15 protein-coding genes and 1 pseudogene are annotated in these 14706 nt (G+C 74.0%); 11 read left to right on the forward strand and 5 right to left on the reverse strand.

Annotation, left to right across the window (positions count from 1 at the left end; translation table 11 throughout):
* Positions 1-8: 8 nt before the first annotated feature.
* Positions 9-506, forward strand: coding sequence for a MarR family winged helix-turn-helix transcriptional regulator (locus ACWC9T_RS09785; protein ID WP_449820522.1), 498 nt, complete (start codon positions 9-11; stop codon positions 504-506).
* A gap of 48 nt (positions 507-554) precedes the next feature.
* On the forward strand, positions 555-767 hold the full coding sequence (locus tag ACWC9T_RS09790; protein WP_449820523.1) for a hypothetical protein: 213 nt from the start codon (positions 555-557) through the stop codon (positions 765-767).
* Here the strand turns inward: ACWC9T_RS09790 and ACWC9T_RS09795 are convergent.
* Positions 757-1602, reverse strand: coding sequence for a methyltransferase domain-containing protein (locus ACWC9T_RS09795; protein WP_449820524.1), 846 nt, complete (start codon positions 1600-1602; stop codon positions 757-759). The genes ACWC9T_RS09790 and ACWC9T_RS09795 overlap by 11 nt on opposite strands.
* 28 nt (positions 1603-1630) lie before the next feature.
* On the opposite strand from ACWC9T_RS09795, the pseudogene pdxR reads away from it, so the two are divergent.
* Positions 1631-3116: pseudogene (pdxR, locus tag ACWC9T_RS09800) on the forward strand (MocR-like pyridoxine biosynthesis transcription factor PdxR).
* Positions 3117-3274: 158 nt separating this feature from the next.
* On the opposite strand, the gene ACWC9T_RS09805 reads toward pdxR, so the two are convergent.
* The gene (locus ACWC9T_RS09805) at positions 3275-3670 is read right to left on the reverse strand and encodes a hypothetical protein (RefSeq protein WP_449820525.1); all 396 of its coding nucleotides are present in this window, start codon (positions 3668-3670) and stop codon (positions 3275-3277) included.
* A 114-nt stretch (positions 3671-3784) separates the two neighbouring features.
* Here ACWC9T_RS09805 and ACWC9T_RS09810 point away from each other — a divergent pair, with 114 nt between their 5' ends.
* The 4 genes from ACWC9T_RS09810 (at position 3785) to ACWC9T_RS09825 (ending at position 6244) form a co-directional block, all read left to right on the forward strand.
* Positions 3785-4939, forward strand: a complete 1155-nt coding sequence (locus tag ACWC9T_RS09810; protein ID WP_449820526.1) for a glycoside hydrolase family 3 N-terminal domain-containing protein — start codon at positions 3785-3787, stop codon at positions 4937-4939.
* Positions 4940-5031: 92 nt separating this feature from the next.
* Complete coding sequence (locus ACWC9T_RS09815; RefSeq protein WP_449820527.1) at positions 5032-5487, forward strand: hypothetical protein; 456 nt, start codon at positions 5032-5034, stop codon at positions 5485-5487.
* Between the two features lie 212 nt (positions 5488-5699).
* Positions 5700-6044, forward strand: coding sequence for an ArsR/SmtB family transcription factor (locus ACWC9T_RS09820; RefSeq protein WP_449820528.1), 345 nt, complete (start codon positions 5700-5702; stop codon positions 6042-6044).
* Between the two features lie 56 nt (positions 6045-6100).
* Positions 6101-6244 (forward strand): DUF6126 family protein, encoded by a 144-nt coding sequence (locus tag ACWC9T_RS09825; protein WP_355675748.1) that lies wholly within the window; start codon positions 6101-6103, stop codon positions 6242-6244.
* 41 nt (positions 6245-6285) lie between these two features.
* Here the strand turns inward: ACWC9T_RS09825 and ACWC9T_RS09830 are convergent, their stop codons facing one another.
* Positions 6286-8769 carry a cytochrome P450 gene (locus ACWC9T_RS09830; protein WP_449820529.1) on the reverse strand — a complete coding sequence of 828 codons (2484 nt, stop codon included), beginning with the start codon at positions 8767-8769 and terminating at the stop codon, positions 6286-6288.
* Positions 8770-9105: 336 nt separating this feature from the next.
* Here ACWC9T_RS09830 and ACWC9T_RS09835 point away from each other — a divergent pair, with 336 nt between their 5' ends.
* From ACWC9T_RS09835 to ACWC9T_RS09850, 4 genes are all read left to right on the forward strand, one after another.
* Positions 9106-9870 carry a sigma 54 modulation/S30EA ribosomal C-terminal domain-containing protein gene (locus ACWC9T_RS09835; RefSeq protein ID WP_449820530.1) on the forward strand — a complete coding sequence of 255 codons (765 nt, stop codon included), beginning with the start codon at positions 9106-9108 and terminating at the stop codon, positions 9868-9870.
* Between the two features lie 57 nt (positions 9871-9927).
* Complete coding sequence (locus ACWC9T_RS09840) at positions 9928-10365, forward strand: hypothetical protein (RefSeq protein ID WP_449820531.1); 438 nt, start codon at positions 9928-9930, stop codon at positions 10363-10365.
* A 525-nt stretch (positions 10366-10890) separates the two neighbouring features.
* Positions 10891-13011 (forward strand): RICIN domain-containing protein, encoded by a 2121-nt coding sequence (locus tag ACWC9T_RS09845; RefSeq protein ID WP_449820532.1) that lies wholly within the window; start codon positions 10891-10893, stop codon positions 13009-13011.
* 114 nt (positions 13012-13125) lie between these two features.
* Positions 13126-13689, forward strand: a complete 564-nt coding sequence (locus tag ACWC9T_RS09850; RefSeq protein WP_449820533.1) for a hypothetical protein — start codon at positions 13126-13128, stop codon at positions 13687-13689.
* Between the two features lie 29 nt (positions 13690-13718).
* Here the strand turns inward: ACWC9T_RS09850 and ACWC9T_RS09855 are convergent, their stop codons facing one another.
* Together ACWC9T_RS09855 and ACWC9T_RS09860 are read right to left on the reverse strand one after the other, a co-directional pair.
* Positions 13719-14414 (reverse strand): transglycosylase SLT domain-containing protein, encoded by a 696-nt coding sequence (locus ACWC9T_RS09855; RefSeq protein ID WP_449820534.1) that lies wholly within the window; start codon positions 14412-14414, stop codon positions 13719-13721.
* A 73-nt stretch (positions 14415-14487) separates the two neighbouring features.
* Complete coding sequence (locus tag ACWC9T_RS09860) at positions 14488-14694, reverse strand: antitoxin (protein ID WP_449820535.1); 207 nt, start codon at positions 14692-14694, stop codon at positions 14488-14490.
* Positions 14695-14706 lie beyond the last annotated feature (12 nt).

Here is a 14706-nt window from a genome sequence, read left to right on the forward strand (position 1 = left end):
CTGAACCCGTGGCAGATCATGTGGACCGCGTAGTCGCGCAATGGGCCGCCGAACGGCCTGACCTGGACGTCTCCCCGATGGAGGTGTTCGGCCGGCTCAAGCGCCTCTACCGCCTGGTGGACGCGGAGCTCAACCGCACCTTCGCCGAGCACGGCCTGGACGCGGCCTCCTTCGACGTTCTCGCCACCCTCAAGCGCAGCGGACCGCCCTACCGTCTCACCCCCACCGGCCTGATGCAGTCCGCCATGGTCACCTCCGGCGCCATCACCCAGCGCCTGGACCGCCTGGAGGCCCGCGGCCTGGTCACCCGGACCCGCAGCGACCAGGACGGCCGCAGCCGCGACGTCGAGCTCACCCCCGAAGGTCACGCCCTGATCGACCGCGCCCTGCCCGACCACGTCGCCAACGAGCACCGCATGCTGGCCGGCCTGGACGGCGGTCGCAGGGCCGTCCTGGTCGACGCCATGCGCGCGCTGCTGGCCGACCTCGGGGACAGCTCGGGCTGACCGTCAATCGTTCGACGGGCCCGGTCGCCTTCCCCTTGGATGGCGACCATGGACGACCCGATCTGGCGGGCCCTGCCCGCCGAGACCAGGCCCACGGTGGACGAGCACCTCACCGCCTCGCGCAATGTGTACGCGATCAAGGCGATCCGCGACGCGTCGCCCGGCCTGCCCGACCGCATGGACGTGATCGCGGACCGGCGGGCGGAACGCGGCCTGGACGATCGCAGGCCAACCCCGCGGACGGACCCGGCTACGGGTTGACCGCCGTCGCCTTGAAGAAGGTGTAGTGGAACGTCCCGCCCGGTTCGGCCGCGCGGCGCAGCTCCGCGATGCCGCGGTCGAAGGCCTCCGGGGTGGTCAGCCCGGCAGCCAGCGCCTCCGACCGGACGGCCTCCACCATCGCGACGAAGGTCCGCAGCGTGAAGCCCTCCACCAGCGCCGGGCGACCTCCGTCCGCGGAGACCGTCCGCGGGCGGACCGTCACTTCCGCGAACCCGGCGGCCGTCAGCAGCGGGTACAGCCGACGTCCGATCAGCGCGTCACCGCCCGCCCCGGCCTGGAGCCGGACCAGATGGTCGACCGTACGGCGGGCCACCGGGCTCTCCGGGTGGAAGACGGCCGAGCCGTGGTCGCCCTCGACCACTGTGATCGTCCCGCCCGGCCGCAGCACCCGGCGCAGCGCCGCCAGGCCGGCCGCCGGGTCGGACAGGTGCTCCAGTACGAAGCACAGGAAGACGTGGTCGAACGTGCCGTCGGGGAAGGGCAGTCGGTGCAGGTCGCCGTGGTGCCAGGCGACCTGCGCGGCGGGCGCCTGGGCCGCCACCCGGGACCGGGCCTGGGCCAGCGAGTCCGCCGAGAGGTCCACCGCCGTCAGCAGCACCCCGGGGCTGGCGGCCAGCAGGTGCACCGTCTGCGCCCCCACCCCGCAGCCCGCCTCCAACACCCGGCTGCCTGCCGGGTAGGCCGTGCCCGCGTGCAGCAGCTCGGCGAGGGTGTCGGCCTGGTCGCCGAGGCGCTGCGCCTCGATCTCCGAGTAGCCGTGGACGTAGGAGCTGGGGTGGGCGCTCGTTCGGTGGGTGCTCGTTCCAGTGGTCATGGCCCAACCCTCGCGCCACTATGGACCGGTGAACAGGTCCAAAGACGAGGCAGTCGACAGGTCCAAAGAGCTCGGCGCCGACTTCCTCCAGCTCGACGCCGCCGACGCCCCGCCCGGCGGCCTCACCGACTGGCTCGCCCGGCGACTGCGCGAGGCCGTCGCCGACGGACGCCTCCCGGCAGGCAGCCGACTGCCCGCCAGCCGGGTGCTCGCCGCCGAACTCGGCGTCTCCCGAGGGGTGGTGACCGACGCCTACCGCCGACTCGCCGAGGCCGGGCAGGTCGCCGGCCGGGGCAGGGGCGGCACGGTGGTGGTCACGGGCCCGTCCCCCGCGGCCGCCCGGCCCCGGCCCCGCCCGGCACCCGCCCTCTTCCGCGAGGACCCCGACCCCGAGGTCTTCGACCATCTGCGCGGCGCACCCGCCCGGATCGACCTCACCCCTGGTGTCCCGGACCTCGCCGCATTCCCGCGCGCCGCGTGGCTGCGCGCCGAGCGGGCCGTCCTCGACCAACTCGCCGCCCACGACCTCGGCTACGGCGACGTACGCGGCGCCCCCGCCCTGCGCGAGGCCGTCGCCCACTGGCTCGCCCGCAACCGGGGCATCCGGGCCGACCCCGAGGAGGTGCTCGTCGTCGCCGGGACCGCCCAGGCCCTCGCTCTGCTCGGCCGCGCCCTCGGGCGGTTGGGCACCACCGCGGTCGCGGTCGAGGACCCGGGCTCGCTCGGCGCCCGCCAGCACCTTGCCCACTGGCTCGCCGCCACCCCACCCGTCCCCGTCGACGCCGAGGGCATCCGGGTCGACGCCCTGCGCGCCACCGGCGCCCCGGCCGTCCTGCTCACCCCCGCCCACCAGTACCCCACCGGCGTCGTCCTCGGCGGGGAACGGCGCCGCGAACTCCTCGGCTGGGCAGGCGAAGGCGGGCTCGTCATCGAGGACGACTACGACGCCGAACACCGCTACGACCGCCCGCCCGTCCCCGCCCTCCGGGCCGCCCTGCCGGACCAGGTCTGCTACGCCGGCAGCATCTCCAAACTGCTCGCCCCCGCCCTGCGCACCGGCTGGCTGCTGGTACCCCCGCGCCTGCGCGACGCCGTCCTGGACGCCAAGCGCTTCGCCGACCTCGGAAACGGTCCTGCCCCAGCTGGTCCTGGCGCGGCTGATGGAATCCGGCGAACTCGACCGCCACCTACGGCTGCTGCGCCGCCGCCACCGTCGCCGCCGGGACGCGATGATCGCCGCCCTCCGCACCCACCTCCCCGCGGCCACCGTGCACGGCGCCGCCGCTGGCCTGCACCTGATGCTCACCCTGCCGGAGGAACTCGGATGCAGCGACACCGAGTTGGCCACAGCGGCGCTGGCGGCAGGTGTGAAGGTGCAGCCACTGTCCTGGCACGCCCGCCTCCCGTTCCCGCCGGGCCTGGTCCTCGGATACGCGGCGCGCTCCCCGGCAGAGATCGACGAAGGCGCGGCGGTGCTGGGGCAGTTGGTCCGCCGGGCGGGGCTCGGAGGCTAGGGCGTGTCCTGCGGATCTCTGCCGGGTCCGACAGGATCCACAAGACACGCCCTGGTCCAGGAGGCGCTGGAACCCGTCGCGCCCCTCGGGCGGTCCGGCCTGGCGGAGCCAGAGGCGCCTGTTGTTGAACGGCACTGGGAGGCCCACGCCTCCCCCGTTCAGGCCTGGGCGCGCCACCAGGGATCGGCCTCGATGCGGGCCAGCTCCGTCTCGTACTGGTCGGCCTCGAAGGTGTACTCCAGCGGGCGGGTCGCGTCGGCGGGCAGCTCCCAGCCCGACCACATGACGACGCCGTCGATCCGCTGGACCACGGCGGACAGGTAGCCGCAGCAGCCGCCGGTGCACTCCGGCTGGCCCAGCTCCACGCGCCGCGGCTGCTCGGTCGCCCGCAGCGGGCCGGGGCCGTCGACCGGGAACATGGTCGCGGCGTGCGGCCCGTAGCCCTCGGGACCGACCGCCGGTTCCACCAGGTCCTCACCGTTGACCCGGAACCGCAGTTGCGCTCCGTGGCGGTGGTTCGGCGGCAGCACCCTGATTTCCAGTCGATCGAACATGTGATCACCCTATGATCCCTGGGCGGCGGCGGTCACGGCGTTTTGCGGGCTGCCGGACGGCCGGTCCCTGGGTACGCTGACGGACCGTATGCCGCTGCAGACCCTGGAGGCGTGATGGCCCCGTTCCGGCGTGTTGCTCAGCTCGGGTCGGTGCTGCTGGTGCTGGGAGCCGCGCTCGGACCGGTCCCGGCAGGGTCGACGACGCTCAGCGGCCATACCGCCGAGATGACCGCCGAGAGGATCGCCGTGATGACCGGCCAGGAGCGGGACTCCCGTCAGCTCGCCGGGCGTCGGATCGTGCTCTCCTACCCGGGCCCGACGCCACCGCCCGGGGTGCTCCAGGCTATCCGGGAGGGTCGGGCCGCCGGGGTGATCCTGTTCGGCGAGAACATCACCAGCCCGTCGCAACTCGCCGAGGCTGTAGCCGGGTTGAAGCAGGCAGCGGTCGAGGCGCCGCACCCGCGCCCGCTGCTGCTGATGACCGACCAGGAGGGCGGCAGGGTCCGCCGCCTGCCCGGCGCGCCCGAACTCTCCGCCCGCCGCACCGGAACGGCCCCGGACCCGATCGCCGCCGCCCTGGACTCCGGCACCGGCGCCGCCGCGACGCTCAACGACGCCGGGCTGAACGTCAACCTCGCCCCGGTGCTCGACGTCTACGACACCCCGGACAACTTCATCGACCACTCCGAGCGCTCCTACGGCCAGGACCCCTCCCGGGTGGGCGAGTTGGGCAGAGCCTTCCTCGCCGCCCAACAGGGCCTCGGCGTCGCCGCCACTGCCAAGCACTTCCCAGGCCTCGGCTCGGCCGCCCGCGACGAGAACACCGACGCCCGCCCGGTCACCCTCCCCGTCTCCCTGGCTCAACTCCGCACCCGCGGCGAAGCCCCGTACCGGTCCGCCATCGCCGCCGGCGTCCGCCTGGTGATGGCCTCCTGGGCGATCTACCCCGCCCTCGACCCCGACCACCCGGCCGGTTTCTCACCCACCGTCATCCAGGGCGAACTCCGCGACCGCCTCGGCTTCGACGGCGTCACCATCACCGATGCCCTCGAAGCCGGCGCCCTCACCCCGTACGGCGACACCGGCACCCGCGCCGTCACCGCCGCCTACGCGGGTATGGACCTGCTCCTCTGCTCGGCCCGCGACCCGCAGCAGGCCGAAGACGCCAACACTGCCCTGGCCGCAGCTCTCGATGCGGGCCGCCTCGACCGCGCGGCCTTCGCGCAGGCCGTCGCCCGCGTCGACGCCCTGCGCGAGGAACTGCGCTGACTCGGTCGACCTTCTTCCCGGTGTCGTAGCCGCCGTACTGTCCTCCGGTTGAGCAGGGCCGCGACGGCGCGGCGTGGTGGAAGGGGGAGTCCATGAACCGCATCATGCGCACCGCGGCGGGTGCGGCCGGAGCCGTCACGCCGCTTGCGACGCCCGCGCCCGCCGCCGTGCCGCAGGTTGCCACCGCCACGGTCACGACCTGCGGCTGGTCCGGGCTGCAGGCCGGGTTGTCCACCACGGTGTGCGCCGATGTGACCGGCGACGGCGTTGTGCTGTACGGCCAGATCGGGCTGGCGGGGCCGCCCTCGCCGGGGACACCGTGGCCGCCGGCGCCGCAGGAGCTGGTCACCCGGCTGTCGGCCGAGGTCGTCGGCGGTGACTCGCTCGGTGCGGTGTCCGGGCGCACCGTTTTCGCCGTCAGTACGGTCCGGGTGGAGGGCGTCGCCGCCACCGTCCCGTGCGGGTCGGTCGTGCACGCCGCCTTCGCCGTGGAGGGGGGCTTCCGGGGACCGGTCCCGGTGACCCTGGATCTGCCTGCAGGCTGCTGACGCACCCTCACTATGGCTGTCGGGCGTGGGGGTTGGCAGCGTCCCGGGCTCGGCCCCTGCTGGTGTCGAAATTCTCGGCGGTGTGGGGCAGATCACCTCCCGCTGTGATGACTTGAAGAAATCTTCATCTGTCGCGATGATGCCTACCGGCCGCGGCGTGGACCCCGCCCGGTCGGACGACCACCGAGCAGGATCCGAGGAGGGAGCGGACTGTGCCGGTCCCGCTGTACCAGGCCAAGGCGGAGTTCTTCCGCACTCTCGGGCACCCGGTGCGGATCCGGGTGCTGGAGCTGCTCCAGGACGGACCCCGACCAGTGCGCGAGCTGCTGGCGGAGATCGAGGTCGAGCCGTCCAATCTCTCCCAGCAGCTCGCGGTGCTGCGCCGCACCCAGCTGGTCACGGCCACCCGCGAGGGCAACACGGTGGTGTACGCGCTCAGCACCCCGGACGTCGCCGAGCTGCTGCGCGCGGCGCGCCGGATCCTGACCGAGCTGATCACCGACCAGGGCGCGCTGCTCACCGAGCTGCGCGCGACCGGCGGCCGGTCAGCCCGCTGAGTCCGCAGTCCGCATCCGCGCCCGACCCGACCGGACGACCCGAGGAGAGCCGCACCATGAGCGACAGCGCCAGTGACAGCACGAGCGAGGAGAAGCGCCGCCGCAAGGCGATGCTGATCCGCGCGGGCATCTACATCTTCGCCACCCACCTGTTCGCCGGCTTCGTCCTGCTGCTGTTCGCGCTCGGCGACCGCAAGTAGCAGCCGTCGGCAACGGGCTGCACGTAGCGCGCGGCGGGCGCTCAGCGCGGCTGCGGGTCCGGCACCAGGTAGCGGTCGCTGGTGCTGGTCCAGGCCTGGACTCCCGCGACCAGCTCCCGGGTGCCGTCCAGGTACCAGCGCCCCGCCGGGTGGCGACGGCGCAGCTCGCGGCGCAGCTCCTCGTTCTCCTGCCACAGCCGTGAGACCCGGGTGCGCACCGCGCGGACGGCGCGGCTGCGGGTGCAGCCGCGGACCCGTTGCAGGGTGAGGACGGTGTTGAAGGCGGCCGCGCTCTGGCGTTCCTCCCGCTCCAGTGAGTAGAGGTCGTTGATCAGCGTGGCCGCGTCGGCCGTGTTGGCGCGCAGCCGGTGCAGCTCGGGCTCCGCGTGCAGGGCGGCGGGGGCGTCGGCGCCGTGGACCCGTTCCAGTATGTTCATGAACGGGTAGAGGCAGCTGCCGTGGCGGCGAAGCCGCATGGTGTCCGCGAGGCTCAGCCCGAGGGCGGGGACGGTGCCGCGGGCCCGGTGTTCGGCCTCGGCGGGGAAGGTGGCCAGACAGGCCCGCCACTCGCGGGCGGCCCGGGCGCGCCAGGCGGGGGACATCGAGTCGGTCTGGCGCTCCCAGAGCTCCCGCCATGCGGTGAGCAGCGGGCCGCCGGGGGTGGCCGAGGGGGTCGCCGGGTGAGCGTCGCCGTCGAGGGCGGTGATCAGCGGGCCGACCAGCTCGCGGGCCTCGCCGGGGCGGCGTCCGGGCGGGCCGTCGAAGCGGTCGTCCAGGATGGTGAACCAGCCGAGCATGTCGACCAGCAGGTCCAGGTCGCTGCCGCGGGTGTTCGGGAAGGCGTGGCCGATCAGCTCGTGCAGCGCGTAGGCCCGGTAGCCGGGCAGCTCGTCCGGGGTGAGCAGGCCGTGGCGGACCGCCCAGTCGGCGTGCCGGTCGGCGGAGGTGCGCAGTTCGGCGGGCGGGCGGTGTCGGACGGGGGTGGCCGGAGCTGCTGCGGCACCCGTGAACGGGCACCGACCGGCCTCCTTCCGCGCGGTCACCGCCCGCTCGGCCGTCGGAGCGCCCGTGCCGCGATCCGCCGGAGCGGCCGAGCGCGGTGCCAACCGGACCCGCAGCCCCTGTGCCTGGACCGTCGTCCACACCACCTCCCGGGCCCGCGCCCCCGGCACCGCGACCGGCCGCCAGCGGCGCAGGATCGCCGCGGCCGCGACGGTCAGCTCGGCCCAGGCGAAGGCCTCGCCGATGCACTTGTGCTTGCCGGCCCCGAACGGCAGGAAGGACGGCCGTCCGACCCCGCCGCCGTCCTGCCAGCGCTCGGGGCGGAAGGCGAGCGGCTCCGGGTGGTGCACCGGGTCGCGGTGCAGCGCGGTGAGGCTGTAGAGCAGTTCGGTACCGGCCGGGATGCGGTACGGGCCGAGCTCGACCGGCACCTGGGCGGTGCGCATCAGGAAGGCGTTGGGCGCGTGCAGTCGCACCACCTCCTGGGTGACGCTGCGGGTGTAGGTGAGCCGGGCGAGCGCCTCCGGGGTGGGGACGGTGCCAGCGGGCAGGTGCTCGTCCAGTTCGGCGAGCAGGCGCTCCTCGACCTCGGGGTGGCGCAGCAGTTCGTCCAGCAGCCAGGTCAGGGTGGTGGAGACGGTCTCCGTCCCGGCACCGAACATGGTGATCGCCTCGGAACGGACGTCGGCCTCGGTGAGCGGACGGCCGGTGGCCGGGTCGACGGCGGCCCGCAGCAGGGCCGGCAGGGTGCCACGGCGCTCCGCCGACGGCGCCGGACCGGTCGGGCCTGAGCGGCCGTTGACGGCCTGGTCGACCACCCGGTTGAGCACCCGGACAGCGGCGTCGAAACGCCTGTTGACGGGCAGCGGCACCCTGGCGAGCGCCGGGTGCGGGTAGAGGGACTGGACGATCTGGCCCTTCACCATGTCCGGCAGCGCCCGGTGGAAGGCGAGGGTGGCGTCCTCGCTGAGCCTGGCGTCGAACAGCGAACGGGTGACGATCTCCAGCGCCAGGTGGTTCATCTCCTTGGCCACGTCGAGGACTTGGCCGGGCCGCCAGCGTCCGGCCCGCTCCTCGGTGACCTGGTGCATCACGGCCAGGTACTCGGTCATCCGGTCCGGGCCGAAGGCGGGCTGGATGACCCGGCGGCGGTCGCGGTGGGCCTGTCCCTCGGACATCAGCAGGCCGTCGCCGAAGGCGGTCTTCAGGGTGTCCTGGACGGCGCCGCGCGGACAGTCGTGGGCGAGCGCGACCAGCAGGGTGTGGACCAGCCGGGCGTCGGTGACCACGCAGACGGTGCGCGGCCCGAGCCGGACGCGGACCACGCCGCCGTGGCGGGACAGCGAGCCGAGGAAGCCGAGCGGGTCGCGCAGCAGGGCGGCGGCGTGGCCGAGCCCGGGGACCGCTCCGGGGGCGAGCGGGGGGACGGCCGAGCGGGTCGTGGGGGTGGGGGGTGGCGCGGTTTTCGGAGGGACGATCCGTTTCCGCGTCTCTGCCAGCAGGGCATTAGTCAGCAGGGTCATGACACTACCTCTCACCAAGGGTCGGTGCGGGCGGGCGGTACCGGGGGAGGGCACCGGCGGGCCGGCCGGGAAGCGGGGGGCCGACGAGCGCGGACCCCGCGTGCGCCCCTGCGGGGAGGGCGCATGCCATGGGAAACGCGCCGCTTCCACGGGCGTTGCGCCGAACGCCGGTGGATCACTCCAATGGTCGATCGGTCCGAGGTCCGGACCCCGCTCCGGAGGAAGCGGCTGACCTGCGGGAAGCAGACGCCCGCGCGACCCGTCGAGGGGGGTCTTTGGACCCTCGCCGCCCTGGCGTGCGGCGGCCAGCATGGTAGCCGGAGAAGGAGGAACCTGATGACCCGTCTGCGCCACCGGCCCGCCCTCGACGTCCGGGTGGAGATCCGCGGCGAGCTGCCGCGCGAGGACGCCGAGTACGCCCGGGCCCGGGCGCAGGACACCGCCGCCGTCCTCGGCCCCGACGCCCACGCGCTGCGCCTGCGGCTCACCCGCACCCGGGACCGCTCGGTGACCCGGCCCGCGCTCGCCCAGGCCGGCGTGGAACTGGACGGCGCGGGCCCGGTCCGGGTGCAGCTGGCCACCGGCACCGCCCGGGAGGCCGTGGACCTGGTGCTCGGCACGCTGGCCGGCCGGGCCGTCCGGCTGCGCGAGCAGGGCGACATCGGCCTCGCCGCCGTGTATGAGAGTGCCTACCGCCCGCAGTACGCCCACCGCCCGCTGGCCGAGCGGCGGATCGCCCGGCGCAAGACGGTCGTACTCGCCCGCCGCACGCCCGAGCAGGCCGCGCGCGAACTCCTGACGCTGGACCGGCGGTTCCACCTGTTCGCGGACGCCGCGACCGGGCGGGACAGCCTGGTGCAGCGCTGCCCGCTGAGCGGCGCGGTGGAGCTGTGGTCGGTGGACACCGACCCGGCGCCCCCGCTGGATCTCGCCGAGACGGCCCGCCGACTCTGGCTCACCGGCCGAGCGTTCGTCTGCCACACCGACCCCGGCGACGGCCGCGCCCGAGTGCTCTACCGGCGCTACGACGGCCACTACGGCCTGATAACGCCGGTGTCGGACAGCCGCAGCGGGGCAGGAACCCCCTCGGCACAGGACTGAGCAGAGAGATTCCACCAACGCAAGATTCCACCGACGCCACGACAGGGGACCGGGACCATGGACTGCGACGACGAGGTCATGCTGACCGTCCGGATCACCGCCGCCGAGCGGGCACTGCTGCGGGACCTCACCCGCGGGCACGGCGGCGGCGTCTCCGAGGTGGCGGTCGACGGCCTGCTGGAGGTCGTCCCGGCGCTGTGCGACGACGCGTCCGTCCTGCCGCTGCTGCGGGTCCTCGCCCGGCCCGCGCCCTGCGCGCTGACCCTGTGGCTGCCCGCCCCGGTCGCGGACCTGCTGCCGCTGCTGGGCGAACGGCTCGCGCGCACCGGCGGGCCCTCGGCCGGGCCGGCCAGCGCCGCGCTCTCCGCCGCCCTGCGGCTCTGGCTCGCCGGGGACCGCGCCGTGCTCGCCGCCGGACTGGCCCGGCTGCACGGCGGCTGCGGCGCCGCCGCGGTGCCGGCCGCCGAGCCGGCCCGGATCGGGGCCGCCGCGTGACCGGCGAACAGGGGTGACCGGCCGTCGTATGACGGGCGGCGCTGGCATGTTCGGGGCGGAAACCTGCCTGGTCAGAGCTCTGGTCACGGCCTGCCGGCAGGTCTAGGTTTCCGTCACGGCCGTCGGAGTCATCGGCCCCGGGACTCCGGCCGGGTGGCCGCCGACACCCGCTGCCGGGGAGCGCACACCTTCCGAGTGCGATCCCCGGCACCCTCATGTGCGCAGCTGTAGGCCCGCATCCGCTGCGCCCGCATCTTTGTGCCGTTGCCTTCGTACCCGCACAGTCGCGCCCCCGCATGCCCGCCGCCCGGCATCTCGAACGCGCCGAAGAATTTCGCAAGAGTTTTCTGTTATTCCCACCCGTCCCAGCCGCTCTCCGGAGTGTCGGAAGGTCCGAGCGTCCCTCACCACAGGGCGCTCGGGCCGTCGCACGAGGAAAGGAACGCGATGGGACACCGGAGCAGCGAGCTGCGTCGGCGCAGGCGCCGCAGGCTTACCCGAAGGAGCGTCGTTGTCGCCGCGGCGGTGGCAGCCGCACTTGTTGCGGGGACGCTGGGTCTGCGCACCGCGCTGGAGCCGGCCGCGCACAGCGCCGTCGCGGCGGCGGACGCTCCGGCCGACCGGGTCGCCGCGGTCGCCGACGGCGACGACGACGGCGGTCCCGGCGAGACCGGCACGGCCGAGGGCGCCACCAAGGCGCCCGCCGCCCCGAAGCGGGACGAGAAGGCCGCCCCGCCCAAGGCGATACCCAAGGACCAGCCCGAACGAGGGCTGGTCTACGCGGGGTTGAACCTGCCGAGCAGCGACCGCTGCGGCAACATGCTGGAGGTCGCCGGCAGCACCCAGTGCAGCCACGGCCCGGACGTGCCGCCCAAGGACGTGGACATCCACAAGGACGTCCAGCCGGTGGCCGCCCCGGCCGCCCAGACGCCCGCGCTCACCCCGGCGGCGAACGCCCAACCGCCCGCGGCCGCCGACCTGCTGAAGGGCGGCACGCCCGTCCTCGACGCGACGCAGAAGGCGCTGCTGAGCGACTCCGGCACCGCGGGTGCCCCGCAGGGTGCCCCGTCCCAGGCCCCGGCCGGCGGCTCGGGCCTGGTCTGCGAAGGTGACGGCAGCAGCGGCAACCGCGTCCAGGTGGTGTACGTGCACACCCCGGGCAACGACCGCTTCGCCCAGTACCTGGCCTCGTTCAAGAAGTGGGCCGCGGACGTCGACGTCATCTACAACGCCAGCGCCCAGGAGACCGGCGGCGTCCGGCACGTCCGCTTCGTCACCGAATCCGACTGCACCGCCTCGGTATTGAACGTGCAGATCTCCGACTCCGAGATCCAGGACTTCAACGCGAGCAACCGGGCCCTCGCCGCGCAGGGGTTCAACCGCAAGGACCGCAAGTACATGATGTTCACCGACGCCAAGGTGTACTGCGGCATCGGGACCTTCGCCGGCGACGAGCGCCCCGGCCAGGACAACCTCAGCAACTTCGGCCCCTCGTACGGGCGGACCGACGCAGGCTGCTGGAGCGGCTCCACCGCCGCGCACGAACTCGGCCACAACCTGGGCGCGGTGAACAACAGTGCCCCCAACTCCAGCAAGGCCGGCCACTGTACGGACGAGTGGGACATCATGTGCTACTCGGATGCCCCCTACTACCCGCAGATGCGGACCGTCTGCCCGGACCGCGCCCATGACGACCGGCTGGACTGCAACCACGACGACTACTACAACACCTCGCCCGCGCCCGGAAGTTACCTGGCCACGCACTGGAACGTCGCCAACAACCGCTTCCTCATCGCGGGCAACGGCACCGGCCCGAACCCCACGCCCACGCCCACGTCCACCCCGACGGCTACAGGATCGCCCACCCGCACGCCCTCGCCGTCCCCGACGCCCACCGGCAGCCCCACCGCCACGCCGACCGGCTCCCCGTCGCCGACCGCGACCCCGACCACGGGAGGTAACGGCCCTGAGGTGGCGACCAGTCAGGTCACCCAGAACTCGGTGATGCTGAGCTGGACCGCTGTCCCGGCCGCGACCGGCTACGACGTCCAGCTGAACGGCCAGACCATCGGCACCGTCCGCTCGACCGTGGTCGGCGTGGTCCGACTGGCCCCCGGCACCTCCTACACCGTGGCCGTCGCCGTCCGCGACGCCGCCGGAACGGTCGGCAAGCCCGGCCGCGCGACCACCTTCAAGACCCTCGCGGATGCGGGCCGCCCGCAGCCCGGCACCCACTACAGCATGGTCAACGGCCTCACCGGCCAGGCCGCCGACCTGTGGGGCAGCTCGATGAACGACGGCACCGTCGCCATCGCCTACCAGCGCACCGGCTACGCCAACCAGAAGTGGGTCTTCGACGACGCCGGCAACGGCGCGGTGCGGATCAAGTCCGTGCGCTCCGGCAAGTGCCTGCAGCTCGGCGGCACGCCCGTCGCCGGACAGTACGTCGCGCAGCAGCCGTGCGGCGACGCCGCCGCGCAGAAGTGGCAACTCAACGCCACCGAGGGCGGGTTCACCGTCACGGCGGACGGCTCCTCCCTGGTGCTCGGGCTCAGCGACCGTTGGTACTACGGTGGTTGGCTGTTGGAACTGCAGCAGCCGAACGGCCGGCCGTACCAGAACTGGTCGCTGCTGAAGACCACGTAAGCGCGCTCGAACCCGCACAACACGGGTGCGGCCGCCGTCACCACCCGACGGCGGCCGCACCCGGGACCACTGTGCCAAGCACCCTCACCCCCACCGCCCCGAGGAACGCCCGCCATGCGAACCCGTCCGCTTCCCGCCGCCCTCGCCCTCTCCGCCGCGGCCGTCCTGCCCCTCGCCGCGCCCGCCGCCGCCCACGGCGACTCCGTCCACCTGGACGTCACCGGCCAGCAGAACGGCCACGTCAGCACCGTCGCCACCTGGGAGAACGATCACGACCCGGTCATCGAGGAGTTCGCCGGTACGCTCTCCGCGACCGCCGCCGACGGCCGTGCCGTAGGCCCCTGGCGGCTGGTCGCAGTCCCGGGCAGGCCGGGGACGTACACCACTCGCGAGCTGCTGCCCGCCGGGCACTGGCGGGTGACCGTCGACTGTGCGTTCCCCTCCCTCGGCCACGGCGAGCGCGAACTCGACGTCGAGGCGGCGGCGATCACCGACCCGGCGCCGTTGGGCCTGAGCACGGAGTCCGCGCCCACCCCGGTGACAGCGGCGGCGACCACCGCCACCCCCGCCCACGAGACCACCGACAACGCCACCACCTGGGCCGCCATCGGCACCGCCACCGCGGCCGTCCTGCTGGCCGCCACCGGCTTCTGGCTCCGCCGCCGCACGCGCGGCTGACCGCAGCCGCAACTGACCGCAGGCGGGGTCTACTTCACGGCCTCGCCGGACTTCGCCCAGTTGTCGTGCAGGCGGTCGAGGTAGGACTGTGCCTGCGGACCGATCTTGACGCCCCGGGCGAAGGCCAGCATGTTGCCCGCGCCCGCGTTGTAGCCGAGGGCGAGCAGTTCGTCCTTGTTGAGCGGCGCGCTCGGCCGCGCGGGCAACTGCCCGGCGAGGTCGTGCAGATGCCAGGCGGCTGCCTGGACCGCCAGGTTGCGGTCGTCCGGCAGTTCCTCCCACTGGCGGGAGGCGAACGGGCGGCCCGGCTTGGTGTCGTCGAAGGCGGCCCGGTGCATGTTGGCGATGCCGAAGGAGGCGTCGGGCTTGCCGCGCTGCCAGGCCCGTTCGAGATCCGGGTCGTGCGGCTTGTACGACTCGTTGTAGAGGATCGCCATCAGCAGCTGCGGATCGACCCCGGCCTCGGCGGCGTACTGGCGCACCGGCACCGCGTAGTCGGCTGGGTCGTAGCGGCCGGAGGGCTTGGACGGCGCGGCCGAGGGCGCACCGGCGGACGGCGAGCCGGACGGGGCCGCGGCCGCCGCGCCACCGGCGGCGGAGGGGGACGGCGAGGAGGAGACCGCGGTGTCGTGCCCGCCCCCGCGGACGATGCCCCACCCGGCGGCGACCAGGACGCCGATCACGATCCAACGCCCCCAGCGCGTCTGCTTCTGTCCCTCGCTCACTGCTTCCGGCCCCTCCCCGTCCGCTCGTGCCCTCGTTCGATCGTGGTACAGCCGATCGTGCCTCGCGGCGGGCCTATTCGGCGGGCTTCTGGTCCCCGTCGAGGTTGCGCAGGAAGTCCTTCGCCTTCTCGACACCAGTGTCGATCTGCCCGCTGTACTTGCCGTCCGTGCGGTCGTCGATCACGTCGCCAACCTTCTCCAGACCCTGCCCGAGCACGTCGCCGTGCTCGCGGGCGAGGCCGGTTGCCTTGTCCGCGAGGTTCTTCAGGCTCTCAAACATGGTGACGCTCTG

The sequence above is a fragment of the Kitasatospora sp. NPDC001159 genome, from assembly GCF_053598235.1.

Coding starts and splice junctions, on each gene's coding strand:
- ACWC9T_RS09790 (WP_449820523.1), top strand. CDS start 555: ATGGACGACCCGATCTGGCGGGCCCTGCCCGCCGAGACCAGGCCCACG.
- ACWC9T_RS09795 (WP_449820524.1), bottom strand. CDS start 1,602: ATGACCACTGGAACGAGCACCCACCGAACGAGCGCCCACCCCAGCTCC.
- ACWC9T_RS09805 (WP_449820525.1), bottom strand. CDS start 3,670: ATGTTCGATCGACTGGAAATCAGGGTGCTGCCGCCGAACCACCGCCAC.
- ACWC9T_RS09810 (WP_449820526.1), top strand. CDS start 3,785: ATGGCCCCGTTCCGGCGTGTTGCTCAGCTCGGGTCGGTGCTGCTGGTG.
- ACWC9T_RS09815 (WP_449820527.1), top strand. CDS start 5,032: ATGAACCGCATCATGCGCACCGCGGCGGGTGCGGCCGGAGCCGTCACG.
- ACWC9T_RS09825 (WP_355675748.1), top strand. CDS start 6,101: ATGAGCGACAGCGCCAGTGACAGCACGAGCGAGGAGAAGCGCCGCCGC.
- ACWC9T_RS09830 (WP_449820529.1), bottom strand. CDS start 8,769: ATGACCCTGCTGACTAATGCCCTGCTGGCAGAGACGCGGAAACGGATC.
- ACWC9T_RS09835 (WP_449820530.1), top strand. CDS start 9,106: ATGACCCGTCTGCGCCACCGGCCCGCCCTCGACGTCCGGGTGGAGATC.
- ACWC9T_RS09840 (WP_449820531.1), top strand. CDS start 9,928: ATGGACTGCGACGACGAGGTCATGCTGACCGTCCGGATCACCGCCGCC.
- ACWC9T_RS09850 (WP_449820533.1), top strand. CDS start 13,126: ATGCGAACCCGTCCGCTTCCCGCCGCCCTCGCCCTCTCCGCCGCGGCC.
- ACWC9T_RS09860 (WP_449820535.1), bottom strand. CDS start 14,694: ATGTTTGAGAGCCTGAAGAACCTCGCGGACAAGGCAACCGGCCTCGCC.